Source organism: Streptomyces sp. NPDC091377 (genome assembly GCF_044757045.1).
Classification (GTDB): Bacteria; Actinomycetota; Actinomycetes; order Streptomycetales; family Streptomycetaceae; genus Streptomyces.
In genome coordinates this window covers 137,389-150,059 of record NZ_JBIVUE010000003.1, presented here as the reverse complement: position 1 = coordinate 150,059, position 12,671 = coordinate 137,389, and the positions used below count along the sequence as shown (strand labels likewise).

Here is a 12,671-nt window from a genome sequence, read left to right as displayed (position 1 = left end):
GGTGCGGTGCGCGTCAGTCCGTCCGCCGGGTGACCAGCCATACGCAGCCGAGGCTGACCAGCGTCACCCCGGTGAGATACAGGCTGATGGGTACGGTCGACTCCCAGCTGTTGTAGAGACCGGTCGCCACGGTCGGGGCGATGCCGCCGCCCAGGATCGATCCGATCTGGTAGCCGAGCGAGGCCCCGCTGTAGCGCACCTCCGCCTTGAAGAGTTCCGAGAACAGCGCTGCTATCGGCCCGTAGACGACCCCCATGAACACGGCGGTGATCAGGAGCGCGATCAGGATGAGGGCGGAGTCGGCCGTGTTGATCATGGGGAAGAGCAGCAGGGTGGAACCGACGAGCCCGACGGACCCGACCATGAGCACCTTCCGCCGGCCGTGCCGGTCCGACAGGGCGGAGGCCCAGGGGATGACGGCGAGCCAGACCAGGGACGCGATGAGCGTGAAGGTGAGGATGAGGTTCCTGCTCAACTCCAGTACCGCAGTGGTGTACGACAGGAGGTAGGCCATGAAGATGTAGCCGACCGCGTTGATGCCGATGAAGGCCCCGGCGGACAGCAGCACTTCCTTCCAGCTGTCCCGCACCACGGTGACCAGCGGCATCCGCTGCCCGGAGTCCGTCTTCTTGACCTCCTGGAACTCGGGGCTCTCCGAGAGGGTCAGCCGGATCACCAGTCCGGCCACGACCATGACGGCGCTGGCCAGGAACGGGATGCGCCAACCCCAGTCCAGGAAGGCTTCGTTGCTGAGGTTGTTGGTGAGGGCGAGGAACACCAGATTGGCGACGATGAGTCCGCCCGGCACACCCATCTGCGGGAAGCTTCCGTAGAACGCCTTCTTGCGGTCCGGGGCGTGTTCGACGGCCATGAGCACGGCACCGCCCCACTCGCCACCGACCCCGAGTCCCTGGATGAACCGCAGGGTGACCAGCAGGACCGGCGCCCAGACACCGATGGTCTCGTACGTCGGCAGCAGCCCGATCCCCACGGTGGCGAGCCCCATGGTGAGCAGCGACAGCACCAGCATGGACTTACGGCCGACCCGGTCACCGAAGTGACCCATGATGATCCCGCCGATGGGACGGGCCGCGAATCCGACCGAGTACGTGGCGAACGCGGCCAGCGTTCCGGCGGCCGGGGACACCGACGGGAAGAACAGCGGGCCGAACGCGATGGCCGCGGCCATGCCGTAGATGAAGTAGTCGTACCACTCGATGGCGGTTCCGATGAAACTGGCCGTGGCCACCCGCAGCGGGCGAACCGGCTTCCGCGCAGCCGTCTCGGAGGATCTCTGATCGATGGTCACTGCTGTCTCCTGACAGGGGGAACGCGCACGGCCGCGGCCCGCGTCCCGGCATGACGACATGACGGCTCGGCGTCTCGGCATGACGGAGCGAACCGGGGGACGGCCACGCTCGGTTGATGTGCGGATCGAGGCAGTTCTGGTGGTCTTCCTCGCCTCAGCTCACGACGGGTCCGGTCGGCGGGCAGGGTGGGGCCGACTGAGGGACCGGCGTGGCGCAGAAGGAATGACATCGTCCGACCAGGTCGTGCGTCATGTCGGCACAGACGCTCGGACCGCACGGCTGCTGTAGCGCCCCGGATGTACCGACCGAACGATTGGTCGTTTGATGATTGGTAAGTAAAGGCAGCCGCACTACCCGTGTCAAGAGTGCGGAACGCGGTGGTTGAACCGCAGGGCTACCCTGGGCCCATGAACGACGGTTCCCGGTCCAGCAGCCCACGGGACGGTGACCGTCCGCTGAGGCGCGACGCGGCGCTCAACCGGGAGCGGATCCTGCGCGCGGCGCGCGAGATCTTCGGCCGGCGCGGGCTCGGCGTCACCCTCGACGACGTGGCCCACGAGGCCGGGGTCGGGGTCGGCACCGTGTACCGCCGCTTCCCCAACAAGGAGGCGCTCGTGCGGGCCCTCTTCGAGCAGGACCTCGCCCTGCGGCAGCTCTCCGCGCGGAGGGCCCTGGAGCATCCGGATCCCTGGCAGGGGTTCGTGGACTTCCTGACGGAGATGACGGCCGACCTGGCCGAGAACCGCGGCCTCCATGAAGTGATCATGCTGGGCAGCCACAGTTCCGGGCCCATCGAGTCGGCGCGCGGCGGGATGCTCCCCTTCCTGGAAGCCCTGATCCGCCGCGCCCAGGAGAGCGGCGACCTCCGCGCGGAGGTGACCCCCTCCGACATCCCCGTCATCCAGGAGATGCTGAGCGCCGCGACCCAGTTCGCACAGGGCCGGCGGCCCGAGATCTGGCGCCGCTACCTGGAGATCCTGCTGGAGGGCCTGCGCCGGCGCCCGGACAACCGCCCCCTGACGACGCAGAGCCTGGGCAACCGGACGGTGGAGGAGCTGATGGGCCTCCCGACCGCCGGGCCCGTTCCGCCCCGGCACTGATCAGCGCGGTGCCGCGACCGCGTTCCACACCCTTCCGCCGGGGCATTGCCATGACCCCTATGTGGAGATACCTTCTCCGCATAGGTCGCACGGCTGCGTCCAGACGGTTCGGCGTGATCCCGAAAATCCACGGCCCTCGGTCCGGTGGACGAGAGAAGGTGAGCGTGCTCAGCGCCCTGACCGACAGGGCGTACCACCCCTGCGGAGGGACCTTTGCACGTTTTCGCCTGCGCGGGGTGCGATGCCACCCTGACCGTCCCCCTGTCCGAGGTGTGCCTGCCGGTCCACGCCCGTCAGCAGTACGGGAACGGGGCCCAGCTCCCGGTGCTCATGGAGTCGGGGACCTTCGCCTCGGACCCGGACCCCTGGGGAGGGCCGTGGCGGCTGTGGAACGAACTCGAACCGGGCGAGGCCGAGGCACGCGGTGTCCACGCGCCCGTCCATGCCCTGTCCCGCAGGACGGCCGGGGCGTTCGTCATCGCACCCGGTGACCTCCGCGGCACCCGGATCATGCCCGAGAACGGGGGCGGTTCCTGCTGCGGCCTCGACGGGGCCGACGGACCGAACACCGCCTGCGAGGCATGTGACCTGCCCGTGGCGGCCCGGATCGACGACTGCTCGCTCTGGCAGGCGGTACGGCTCGGCACGGACACCGTGCGGCGCGTCCCCGTCGAGGGCGCCGATCCCGCGCCGCTCCCCTGGACGGAGCTGGCGGAGAGCGGGGAGAGAACGGCCCTGTTCGAGCCGATCGCCACCTGGGGAGGGGGCCTCGGACCGAGCCACTACTGGTCGTGGAGTCCGCGCTGGGAAGCGGCAGCCGGCCATGCGCTCGCCCATCTGCTGGTGGCCTCCGAGGGCCGGCCGGTCGACGTCCCCGACGGTCTGACCGCGGAGGTGTTCCGACGCGCGCTCGACGCCCTGCTGCCCGCGGGCCCGCCCCGCAGGCGCGCTGTCCTCGCCGGGCCGGGACTGCCCTCTCCCGATCCGGACGGCGCCGTCCTCCTCGTACCGATCCATCCCCGGACGGGTCGGACCTGGACCCCCGAGGGCCCGGCCGCATCGGCGTATCCGGTGCCCCTGCCGCTGGGGGTGTGGCTGGGGCTGGCCTCTCCCCGGCCGTACCGGCCCGTCCCCGCGTCGGGTGGCATCCCCCGGGACGTGCTGCGTGACGAACCGCTCCCGCCGCGCCCCGGCCGTCTGTTCCGCGCCGACCGGGGAACGTTCCAGCACACCCTGGTCCGGCTACCGGCTGTCCGCAGCCCTTGGATGCGCGCGATCCTCAAGAAGCTGGCATCCCGACGAGCGGCAGACCTGTTCTGATCCGCGCCCCGTCGGGCAACGGCCGGACAGCCGTCGCGTCCTCAGGGTCGGGCACCGTGCCCCTCTGACCCGGCGGAGGCCGCACCGCCCCGCTGCGGGCGGCCGATGGTCACCGCGCCGCTGAAGCCGTCCGCCGAGACGGTCGACATCGCGTCGAGCGCGGCGTCGGGGACGGGCAGCAGATGGGCGTCGACCCAGGTGTCCCCCGTCGCCGCGTTGGCCCACGGGTCCTCGATCACGACGGCGCCGGGCACGGCACCGTGACAGAGCACCCAGTGCGGCACGTCGAACCCCTGCATCCCGGCGAGCGAGACCAGGAGCAGCACCTGTTCCCCTCGGCCGATCGTGCTCCGGACCTCGGCGGTGGCGAGGCGACGGGGGGAGATCGGGACGCCGATCCGTTCGGCGTCCGCACGCGACATGCGTTGGAGGTGGGCACGCCACTCCTGCTCGCTCTCCGGGTGGTGGTCGATCAGGACGGGCCGGTCCACGTCGAGGTGGACCGTGACGGGGGACGACGGCCACGCCCGGCGCACGGCGACGCCCAGTCCCACGGGCTCACACACCGGGAAGTTGGTCGCGTCGCGCCACAGCGTCAGTTCGGCCCGGCGGTCGAACTCCTCGCGCGCCAGCGCCCCCGCATGCGTCTGGGCGACCAGGGCGGTGACGGCGCCGCAGGTGAAGTGCGTGGTCTGCCGGTAGTACGGAGGCTCGCTCAGCGTGGTGTCGTGCAGCCAGCGGACGTACCCGGTCGCGGGCCCCTCGGTGCCGTCCGGCCGGGTGAGCGGAGGGGCCGACGGGGCGAAGCCGGCGGCAGCGGCGTCCTCGGGACGTGCCGTCCACCCTTCCCACTTGACCTGTGCGAGCCCCCGCTCGCGCGCGTGGGCCACGACGGCCGCGACGGCCGCCGGAACGTCACCGACGGCGTCGACGATCTTCAGGTACGCCGTCTGCGGGCGGGCTGTCACCAGCGCGGCGGCGGTCCAGTCCGCCGCGTCCTCCCCCGGGACGGCCACGAGGTGAGGGGCGTGGGCGGAGCGGTCGACCGCGTGCCAGCGCTCCAGCACCTCGTGGTGGCCGAGCCGCCTCAACGGGGTCGGCGGGACACCGGCCTCGAACGGGACGACGACGGGCTTCACGGAGGTGTCCTGCTGGGAGGGCATTCCGGTACTCCTGGCGGATCGGGGAGGGCGAAGGGGGTGAGGGATGTGCGGGTCGGCGCGGGTCGCCGCCGATGTCATGCGCGGGACTGGCGGAGCACCCACACGAAGTACGGGGCACCGACCAGGGCGATCATGAGGCCCGCCGGGATCTGGGCGGGCGCGACGAGCGTACGGCCGAGGGCGTCGGCCACGCACACCAGCAGTCCGCCGAGCAGCATCGCGACCGGGATCGCGCGGCCGTGCCGGGCGCCCACCAGGGACCGGGCGAGATGCGGGGCGACGAGCCCCACGAAGCCGACGACGCCGACGGCGATCACACTGAGCGCCGCGAGCACGGCGGCGATCGCCAGCGCGACGAAGCGGGTGCGTTCCACCCTGACGCCGACGATGCGCGGGGTGTCCTCGTCCACGGCGAGCAGGTCGAGCCGGCCGCGCAGGGCGACCAGCACGGGAAGCGCGAGCGCCAGGGCCACCGCGACCGGTACGACGTCGGGCAGGGTGCGGCCGTAGGTCGTACCGGAGAGCCAGGTGAAGATGCGGGGCGTGTTGTACGGGTCGGCGCGCAGCAGCAGGAAGGTGGTGACGGAGCTGAGGCCGTACCCGCAGCCGATGCCGATCAGTACGAACCGGTCGGGCAGGAAGCCACCGCGCCAGGCCAGCAGGGCGATCAGCGCGAAGGTGGCGAGCCCGGCGGCGACGGCGACCGCGACGAGCACCGGCCGTCCGCCGGACAGGCCGGAGGTGACGACGCTCGCCGCGCCCAGCCCGGCGCCCGCGGTGATGCCGAGCACGCCCGGCTCCGCGAGCGGGTTGCGTACCGCGCCCTGTACGACGCATCCGGCGAGCCCGAGGGCCGCGCCGGCGACGACCGCGGCGGTCACGCGCGGGACCCGGTCGTCGAGCGCCATGCCGATCAGGTCCGGGGCGGTGCCGCGGAACCACAGCGCGAGGTCCCCCGTCCGCAGCCAGAGGCTTCCCGCCAGAACGGCCAGCAGGGCCGCCCCGGCCAGGAGGATCAGCACGACGCACACGACGAGGAGGAACGCGCGGCGTGACCGGGCGGCGACCCGTGCGTGCGGGGGCTGCCGGAGCCGGCCGGTGTCCCGCAGGCGCAGTGCGAGGACGACGATCACGACGGAGCCGAGCAGCGCGGTCGGCACCCCGGTGGGAATGGAGGCGGCCCCGTCGGCGCCCTGCACCGCGCGCAGGGACGCGTCCGCGAGCAGGATGAGCAACGCGCCGAGCAGCCCGGCCGTGGGCACCAGGAAGAGGTGCCGGCGCAGCGCCCGGACCCGGCCGGCGATCAGCCGGGCCAGGACGGGGGCGCCGAGGCCGACGAAGGAGATGGGGCCGGCGAGGGTGACCGCCGTGCCGGCCAGGAGTACCGCGCAGATCACGGCGGTCACCCGGGTGGTGCGGATCGGCACGCCGAGGCTGGACGCGGCGTCGTCGCCGAGGTTCATGACGTCCAGCCGCCGGGACAGCATCAGGGCGACGCACAGCACCACGGCCACGAGGGGGAAGGCGCGTGCCGAGGCGTCGATGTTCAGTTGGGCGAGCGAACCGCTCCCCCAGGCGAAGAGGCCGGTCGTGTTCTGGTCGAACAGGATGAGGAGCATCCCGGTCGCCGCGTCCAGGGCGAGGGCTGTCGCCGATCCGGCGAGGATGAGGCGGGTGCCCGCGGTGCCCGCGGCCCGGCCGGCGAGGAGCAGCACGAGTGCCGCCGCGACGAGGCCGCCGGCGAAGGCGACGGCGCCCGACGCCCACAGGGGTACGGAGAGGCCGAAGGCGGCGACGAGGGTGAGCGTGAAGTAGGACCCGGCCGTGACCGCGAGGGTGTCGGGGGAGGTGAGCGTGTTGTGGGTGACGGACTGGAGCAGCGCGCCGGCGACGCCGAGGGCGAAGCCGACCGCGACGCCCGCGAGCAGGCGCGGCAGGCGTGAGCCGGTGAGGATCTCGCCGACCGGCGCCCCCTCGGTGTGCTCCGGTTCCCCGGCGAGATGGCGCACCAGGTCGCCGACGCCGACGCCCGAGGTCCCCTGTGTCAGGTGCCACAGGCCCACCAGGGCGGTCACGAGGAGCAGAAGGGCCAGGACGGACACCCCGCCGGGGCCGCCACCGCGCTCGGTGCGCGGCAGCGGTCTCCCGTCGGGTTGTGCTGTCCGCGGTGTGTTCACTTCTTGTCGAGTACGTCGACGTACGCGTCGATCGCCTGCTCGCAGGAGCGCGGACCGCCGGCGCCCCACACCCGTGCCGGGAACGCGTGGGCGCGGCCTTCCTTCACGGCCGGGAGGGACTTCCAGATCGCGTTCTTCTCCAGCGCCTCGACGTAGCCGCCCGCTCCGTCGTCGTTGGCGTAGAAGAGGTTGGCGTTGCCCACCGCGGTGAGTCCTTCGACGTCGGTCTGCGCGAGGCCGTAGGCGGGGTCGACGCCGCCGTCTCCGTGCTTCTTGTTGACGTCCTTGGTCCAGGCGGGGTTCATGCCGAGTTCTTTGCCTATCTCGGTGAAGAGGGCGCCGTCGCTGTAGGGGCGGACGGTGAGGTTGCCTCCTTGGAGCCATCCGTCGAAGAACACGAAGTCGTTGGTCGGCAGTTCGGCGTCGGTGACCTTCTTCTTGGCGGTGGCCAGGTGCTGGTCGAACTCCTTGAGCACCTGGTCGGCGCGCTCGGTGCGGCCCGTCGCCTTGCCGATCATGCTGAACACGTCGCGCATGTTGCCGATCGGGTCGGCCGGGTCGGCGCCTCGCGTGGCCATCACGGGGACGCCCCGCTTCTCCAGCTTCGCGATGGTCTCGTCGTCGGCGTCGAACGCCTCCACGACGATGAGGTCGGGCTTGGCGGCGTAGAGGGTGTCGAGGTCGGGTTCTTCACGGGTGCCGATGTCGGTCACCCCGTCGGGCAGCTTCTCCGCGCTGACATAGGTGCTGTAGCCCTTCGTGTCGGCGACCGTGGTGGGGGTGACGCACAGGGTCAGCGCGTCCTCGATCTGCTGCCATTCGAGGACCGCGATCCGTTCGGCGGGCTTGTCGAGCGTCACCTGGCGGCCGACGCCGTCCTTGAAGGAGACCGGTTCGGTGGAGGTGGCCGTGGTGTCATCGGCACAGCCCTTCGACGCGGGCGACGCGCTGGTGCCGCCGCCGGCGGCCTCGGCCTCGGCCTTGTCGACGTCGGTCGTGCCGCAGGCCGTTGCGGCGAGGAGGGCGAGCCCCGTGGAGGCTGACGCCGCCAGGCGACGGGCACGGTTCATGAAGGGTCCTTCTTTCTTGCGGTTCGTTCGGGGTGCGTGGGTGGGGCGGGTCTCCTGTTTCAGGAGGGGTGCCGCCCGAGCGGGTCGATACGGAGGCGGCCCGTGCGGGGGTCGACGGCGACCTCGACGCGGATGTCGTAGACCTCGCCGATGTGCTCGGCGGTGAGGACTTCGGCGGGGGCTCCGGCGGCGTGGACCCGGCCGGAGTGCATCAGGACCAGGGTGTCCGCGACCCGGGACGCCTGGTCGAGGTCGTGGAGGACGACTCCGACCGCGATGCCGTGTTCCTCGACGAGGTCGCGGATCAGGTCGAGGGTCTCGAACTGGTAGCGCAGGTCCAGATGGTTGGTGGGTTCGTCCAGCAGCACGACGCCGGTGTCCTGCGCGAGGCAGGCCGCGAGCCAGACACGCTGCATCTCCCCGCCGGAGAGTTCCCCGACCGGTCGGCCGGCCATGTCCTGTACGCCGGTGATGCCCATGGCGCGGTCGATGGCGGTCCGGTCCTCGGCGGTCTGTCCGGCGAAGCCGCGCCGGTAGGGGTGGCGTCCGAAGGCCACGACCTCCGTGACCGTCAGCCCTTGGGGCGCGGGCCGTGACTGGGAGAACAGGGTGACCTCGCGGGCGAACCGGCGGGGGCTGAGCAGGGCCGCGTCCCGTTCGGGTCGCCCGTCGCCGGAGCCGAGGGTCACCCGGCCGGCGTCCGGTCGGTGCAGTCGGGACAGTGCCCGCAGCAGCGTGGACTTCCCGCTGCCGTTCGGCCCCACCAGGGCGGTGACGCGGCCGGGCTCCAGGGCGATCGACACGCCGTGGACGACCGGCGTGCCGCCGTACCGCAGCACCAGGTCGTGCCCGCTGAGGGCGGCGACCGGTGTGGCGGGGTCGGTCGCGGGGCGACCGGCGTGCCGGGAGGGGCTGGTGAACATCGAAGGATCCGGAGGGTCGCAGGGGCAGAGGCGGCGGCACCGTCCGTCCGGCCTTCACCGGCCGGGGCACGGCTCGGCCACGCACGGAGCACACCGTTCGCGGCGAGGAGCAACTAAGGGTCGCCTAACTCGGTGAAGGTTATATTCCGGCCGCCCAGTCGACAATCAAGCGTTCTGGACATCCGATACGGCGTTCCGGACACGGCCTGGGGTCCCGTCGGCCGGGTCGAAGAACGCGCCCGGCGTGGTTCCCATGACCCGCCGGAAGGCCGCGATGAAGGAGCTGGGCTGCCGGTAGCCGAGTGTCTCGGAGACGGTCGTCACATCGAAGCCGTCGGAGAGGAGCATCAGCGCCCGGTGCACCCGCAGCATCTGCCGCCACTGCGCGAAGGAGAGACCGGTCGTGTGCCGGAAGGCGCGCGTGATGGTGCGGTCGCTGATCTCCAGGGACCGGGCCCACTCCTCCAGCGAGCGGCCGTCGGCGGGATCGTCCAGCAGGGCTTCGGCGATCGGGTCGATCCTGGCGTCACCGGGCAGGTGCAGGGCGAACTGGCGCTCCGCCGGCTGGAGCACGTCGAACACGACCGACTCCGCGCGTGCCCTGGCCTCGGTGTCGAGATCCGTGCGGGACAGATGGGTCAGCAGTGATTCGAGCAGCGGTGTCATCGTGATCGCCTTCGGTTCCCCGAACGCGAACGGTGTGCGGTCCGGGGCGAAGAAGGCGTCGTGGAACTCCGCGCCCGCCGTCGCCCGGCCCCCGTGCACCACTCCGGCGGGCATCCACAGCCCGCTGCCCTCGAAGACGGTGAAGACCCGGTCGGCCACCCGGGACGTCAGTGTTCCCCCGCGCACCCAGACCAGCTCGTGCATGGCATGCGCGTGCGGTGCCCACTCCGTGGGGACGTGGGGGATCTGGACCCCGGCGACGATGGCGTGGGGGGTGCTCCTCTCCTCCGGCAGGGCCTCGGCCCGGCGCAGCGCGGTGCCCGCCTCGCGCCGCCACATCCCGGGGGTCGCCTCACCACAGGACGATCGAACCATGGTGACGAGTCTATGCGGGCCCCGCACCGGCCTGTCCCGGACGCCGGTCAGCGCCTCCGCCCCGGCGAAGGTGTCCGCCGGGCCGGGTGGGGCACCCCTCGGCAGGTGGCGGTCACCACGCGGGCGACCTCGTCGCGGCTGCGCGGTACGCGTGCGGCGTCCCGGAAGTGTTTGGGGGCGACGCCGGTCTCGCGCTTGAAGGCGTGGCTGAAGGCGCTCTCGGAGGCGTAGCCGAGGGAGAGCGCCAGCTCCGAGACCGGAGTGTCCTCATGGAGCAGGGCTCGTTCGGCGAGGCGCATGCGCCACTGGTGGAGGTAGGTGAGCGGTGGCACTCCCGCCATGGAGGTGAAGGCTCCGGCGAAGGCGCTGCGGGACATGGCCGCCGCCCGGGCCAGCTCGGTCAGCTGCCAGGGCCGGGCGGGATCGGTGTGCATCAGATGCAGGGCCGGGGCGATGCGTTCGTCGGCGAGGGCCCGCAGCCAGCCGGCGGGATAGGACTCGCTCCGGGCGAGATAGGCGCGCAGGATGTGCGCGAAGACCATCTGGGAGAGGTGGTCGGTCACGTTGTTCCCGCCCGGGCGGTCGGTGCTCGTCTCGCGCAGCACCTGTTCGAGGAGCCAGCACAGCGTGGACGCCTCCTCGCCGTCCCGTGACACGTGTATCACCGGGGGCAGCACATGGAGCAGCAGGTCCTCGCCCGCGGTGTTCAGTTCGAAGTGGGCCCCGATCGACACGACCTCGGTGACGTCCTCGTCCCCGGCGTGCGCGAAGAGGTGGGGGGAGGCGCCGAGCAGGGCCGGCGCGTCCTGCGGGGGCAGGGACGGATCGGCGGCCAGGACGTAGGGCCGGCCGCCGTTGAAGGCCACGACGTCCCCCGACTCCAGCAGCACGGGCCGCTCGTCGCCGTCGATCGTCAGCCAGGTGACGCCGCGCAGCACGGCGTGGACCTTGAGTCTGCCGGGGGCCGGGAACCGCAGGGCCCAGCCTCCGCCGGCGGTGAGACCGCGCGCGAGAACGCAGCGCGCGCTGGTGACGTCGAGGGTGTGGGTGAGTGGGTCAGGATTGGTCGATCCCGGATAAGGCGGTGCACCCATGGAAGGACTCTCGCGCAACTTATCTGGACGGACAAGCATGTACCGCGGTCGACGCCCGATGCATTCTGGATGAGCCACGTCCCGAACCGACAAGCGGCGCATTGCAGAAGAATCCCTACGCTCATTCGTACGCCTGACGTCAATGTATTCGAATATCTGGGTCCTGGTGATTCCGGGGCCTTGTGGACCCGTGGCAAGACACCGCCCGAACAGGCAGTGGTCCTGACGGTCGGGCCCTCGGTGAGCACTCCTCCCGAACTCCTCCCCCCTGCCCGTCGGTTCACGTCGGTCACCGGGGCAGGACGTCGGGACACCCCGGGGGCCGCCGTCCGGCGCCCAGGAGTCCGACTGCCCGCGTCATCCTCACCTGATGTTCCGCGAGGGGATATTGCATGCCCGGTGACAGAGTGAAGAAAACGCGTCCACGACCGCGCGTGCTGGTGGTCGGATTTGCTGGACATCAAGGAACGGAATATCTGCCGATCGTACGGGAGAGCGCGGATGTCGTCGGCGGCGTCGACCCCGCCCCTGCGGCCTCGCCACTCGCCGACGCGTGGGGATTCCCGCATTACGACACCCTCGGTCAGGCACTTGAGAACGTCGACTTCGACGCCGCGGTGGTCACCGTGCCGCACAGTGAGCACTTCCCGGTCTGTACGCAACTCCTGGCACACGGCAGGCATGTCATCAAGGAGAAGCCGTTCGCCGTCACCGAGCGGGAGGCCCGGCACCTCATACATCTGGCGCAACGGGCCGACCGCAGCGTCTTCACCCTGCTGCAACGCAACTTCGACCCGGTGTTCCGGTTCGCCCGGGAGAACCTCGCGCGGATCGGGACGCCGTACTGGTTCTCCTACGACTACCACTTCAACCTGGCTCATCCGAGCACGGGGTGGCGCGCCTCCAGGGAGCGGGCGAGAGGGGGTGTGCTCCTCGACATGGGCTACCACCTGATCGATGTGCTCAGCGGACTGTTCCCCGAACCCGAACCCCCTCGGGTGCACTCCGCGTTCGTGCATCAGTACCAGGAGATGCGCGATCGTCGGCTGGAGGATCTCGTGAGCCTCATGTGCAGCTATCCCTCGACGGGGCTCGCGGGCTCGCTGCGTGTCTCACGGCACAACTACGAGAAGGTCGAACACCTCTGCGTGCTCGGTACGGAGGGCGCGTTGAACGTCGCCCCGGGGGTGGCCGTCCTGCACTCCGTCGGGGGGCTGCCGTTGGAGCGCCGTACCTGGGACGGCCCCAAGACCGACGTCGTGCGCTCCATGATCGCCCACTATCTGGGGCACCTGGACGACCGCTACTACCGCCAGGGGCACCTCCAGAGTCAGCTCACCACGGTGCGGACGATCGACGGGATCTACCGGGACCGGTCGCGCGAGCGGAACAAACTGGCCGACCGGTGCGCCTGAACCGCGTCTTCTCGACGCGCCCGACCTCACCTCTCCATCCGCCCGACCGCACCTCTCG

The 12,671-nt window shown here is 71.3% G+C and carries 10 protein-coding genes; 3 read left to right on the top strand and 7 right to left on the bottom strand.

The window, feature by feature from the left end; translation table 11 throughout:
* Positions 1–13 precede the first annotated feature (13 nt).
* Entirely contained in the window at positions 14–1,309 is a 1,296-nt protein-coding gene (locus ACIQNG_RS08400) for an MFS transporter (RefSeq protein WP_401483291.1), read from the bottom strand.
* 408 nt (positions 1,310–1,717) lie between these two features.
* Between ACIQNG_RS08400 and ACIQNG_RS08395 the strand changes: the two genes are divergently transcribed.
* Positions 1,718–2,410: a TetR/AcrR family transcriptional regulator gene (locus ACIQNG_RS08395; protein WP_401483289.1), complete on the top strand. Its 693-nt coding sequence runs from the start codon at positions 1,718–1,720 to the stop codon at positions 2,408–2,410.
* A 213-nt stretch (positions 2,411–2,623) separates the two neighbouring features.
* The gene (locus ACIQNG_RS08390; RefSeq protein WP_401483287.1) at positions 2,624–3,730 is read left to right on the top strand and encodes a hypothetical protein; all 1,107 of its coding nucleotides are present in this window, start codon (positions 2,624–2,626) and stop codon (positions 3,728–3,730) included.
* A gap of 41 nt (positions 3,731–3,771) precedes the next feature.
* Here ACIQNG_RS08390 and ACIQNG_RS08385 read toward each other — a convergent pair whose 3' ends face one another.
* From ACIQNG_RS08385 to ACIQNG_RS08360, 6 genes are all read right to left on the bottom strand, one after another.
* Entirely contained in the window at positions 3,772–4,893 is a 1,122-nt protein-coding gene (locus tag ACIQNG_RS08385; protein ID WP_401483285.1) for a peptidase C39 family protein, read from the bottom strand.
* 74 nt (positions 4,894–4,967) lie between these two features.
* Positions 4,968–7,070, bottom strand: a complete 2,103-nt coding sequence (locus ACIQNG_RS08380) for an iron ABC transporter permease (RefSeq protein WP_401483283.1) — start codon at positions 7,068–7,070, stop codon at positions 4,968–4,970.
* Positions 7,067–8,140 carry an iron-siderophore ABC transporter substrate-binding protein gene (locus ACIQNG_RS08375; RefSeq protein WP_401483281.1) on the bottom strand — a complete coding sequence of 358 codons (1,074 nt, stop codon included), beginning with the start codon at positions 8,138–8,140 and terminating at the stop codon, positions 7,067–7,069. Before ACIQNG_RS08375 ends, ACIQNG_RS08380 begins: the two co-directional genes overlap by 4 nt.
* A 59-nt stretch (positions 8,141–8,199) precedes the next feature.
* Positions 8,200–9,063, bottom strand: coding sequence for an ABC transporter ATP-binding protein (locus ACIQNG_RS08370; protein WP_401483279.1), 864 nt, complete (start codon positions 9,061–9,063; stop codon positions 8,200–8,202).
* A gap of 165 nt (positions 9,064–9,228) precedes the next feature.
* Positions 9,229–10,104 carry a helix-turn-helix domain-containing protein gene (locus ACIQNG_RS08365; protein ID WP_401483278.1) on the bottom strand — a complete coding sequence of 292 codons (876 nt, stop codon included), beginning with the start codon at positions 10,102–10,104 and terminating at the stop codon, positions 9,229–9,231.
* A gap of 47 nt (positions 10,105–10,151) precedes the next feature.
* On the bottom strand, positions 10,152–11,198 hold the full coding sequence (locus tag ACIQNG_RS08360; RefSeq protein WP_401483277.1) for an AraC family transcriptional regulator: 1,047 nt from the start codon (positions 11,196–11,198) through the stop codon (positions 10,152–10,154).
* 392 nt (positions 11,199–11,590) lie between these two features.
* Here ACIQNG_RS08360 and ACIQNG_RS08355 point away from each other — a divergent pair, with 392 nt between their 5' ends.
* Entirely contained in the window at positions 11,591–12,613 is a 1,023-nt protein-coding gene (locus tag ACIQNG_RS08355) for a Gfo/Idh/MocA family protein (RefSeq protein WP_401483275.1), read from the top strand.
* Positions 12,614–12,671 lie beyond the last annotated feature (58 nt).

What these genes read in the sequence shown, in the direction of transcription:
- ACIQNG_RS08395 (WP_401483289.1), top strand. Translation starts at nt 1,718, where the DNA reads ATGAACGACGGTTCCCGGTCCAGCAGCCCACGGGACGGTGACCGTCCG.
- ACIQNG_RS08355 (WP_401483275.1), top strand. Translation starts at nt 11,591, where the DNA reads ATGCCCGGTGACAGAGTGAAGAAAACGCGTCCACGACCGCGCGTGCTG.
- ACIQNG_RS08365 (WP_401483278.1), bottom strand. Translation starts at nt 10,104, where the DNA reads ATGGTTCGATCGTCCTGTGGTGAGGCGACCCCCGGGATGTGGCGGCGC.
- ACIQNG_RS08360 (WP_401483277.1), bottom strand. Translation starts at nt 11,198, where the DNA reads ATGGGTGCACCGCCTTATCCGGGATCGACCAATCCTGACCCACTCACC.
- ACIQNG_RS08375 (WP_401483281.1), bottom strand. Translation starts at nt 8,140, where the DNA reads ATGAACCGTGCCCGTCGCCTGGCGGCGTCAGCCTCCACGGGGCTCGCC.
- ACIQNG_RS08385 (WP_401483285.1), bottom strand. Translation starts at nt 4,893, where the DNA reads ATGCCCTCCCAGCAGGACACCTCCGTGAAGCCCGTCGTCGTCCCGTTC.
- ACIQNG_RS08370 (WP_401483279.1), bottom strand. Translation starts at nt 9,063, where the DNA reads ATGTTCACCAGCCCCTCCCGGCACGCCGGTCGCCCCGCGACCGACCCC.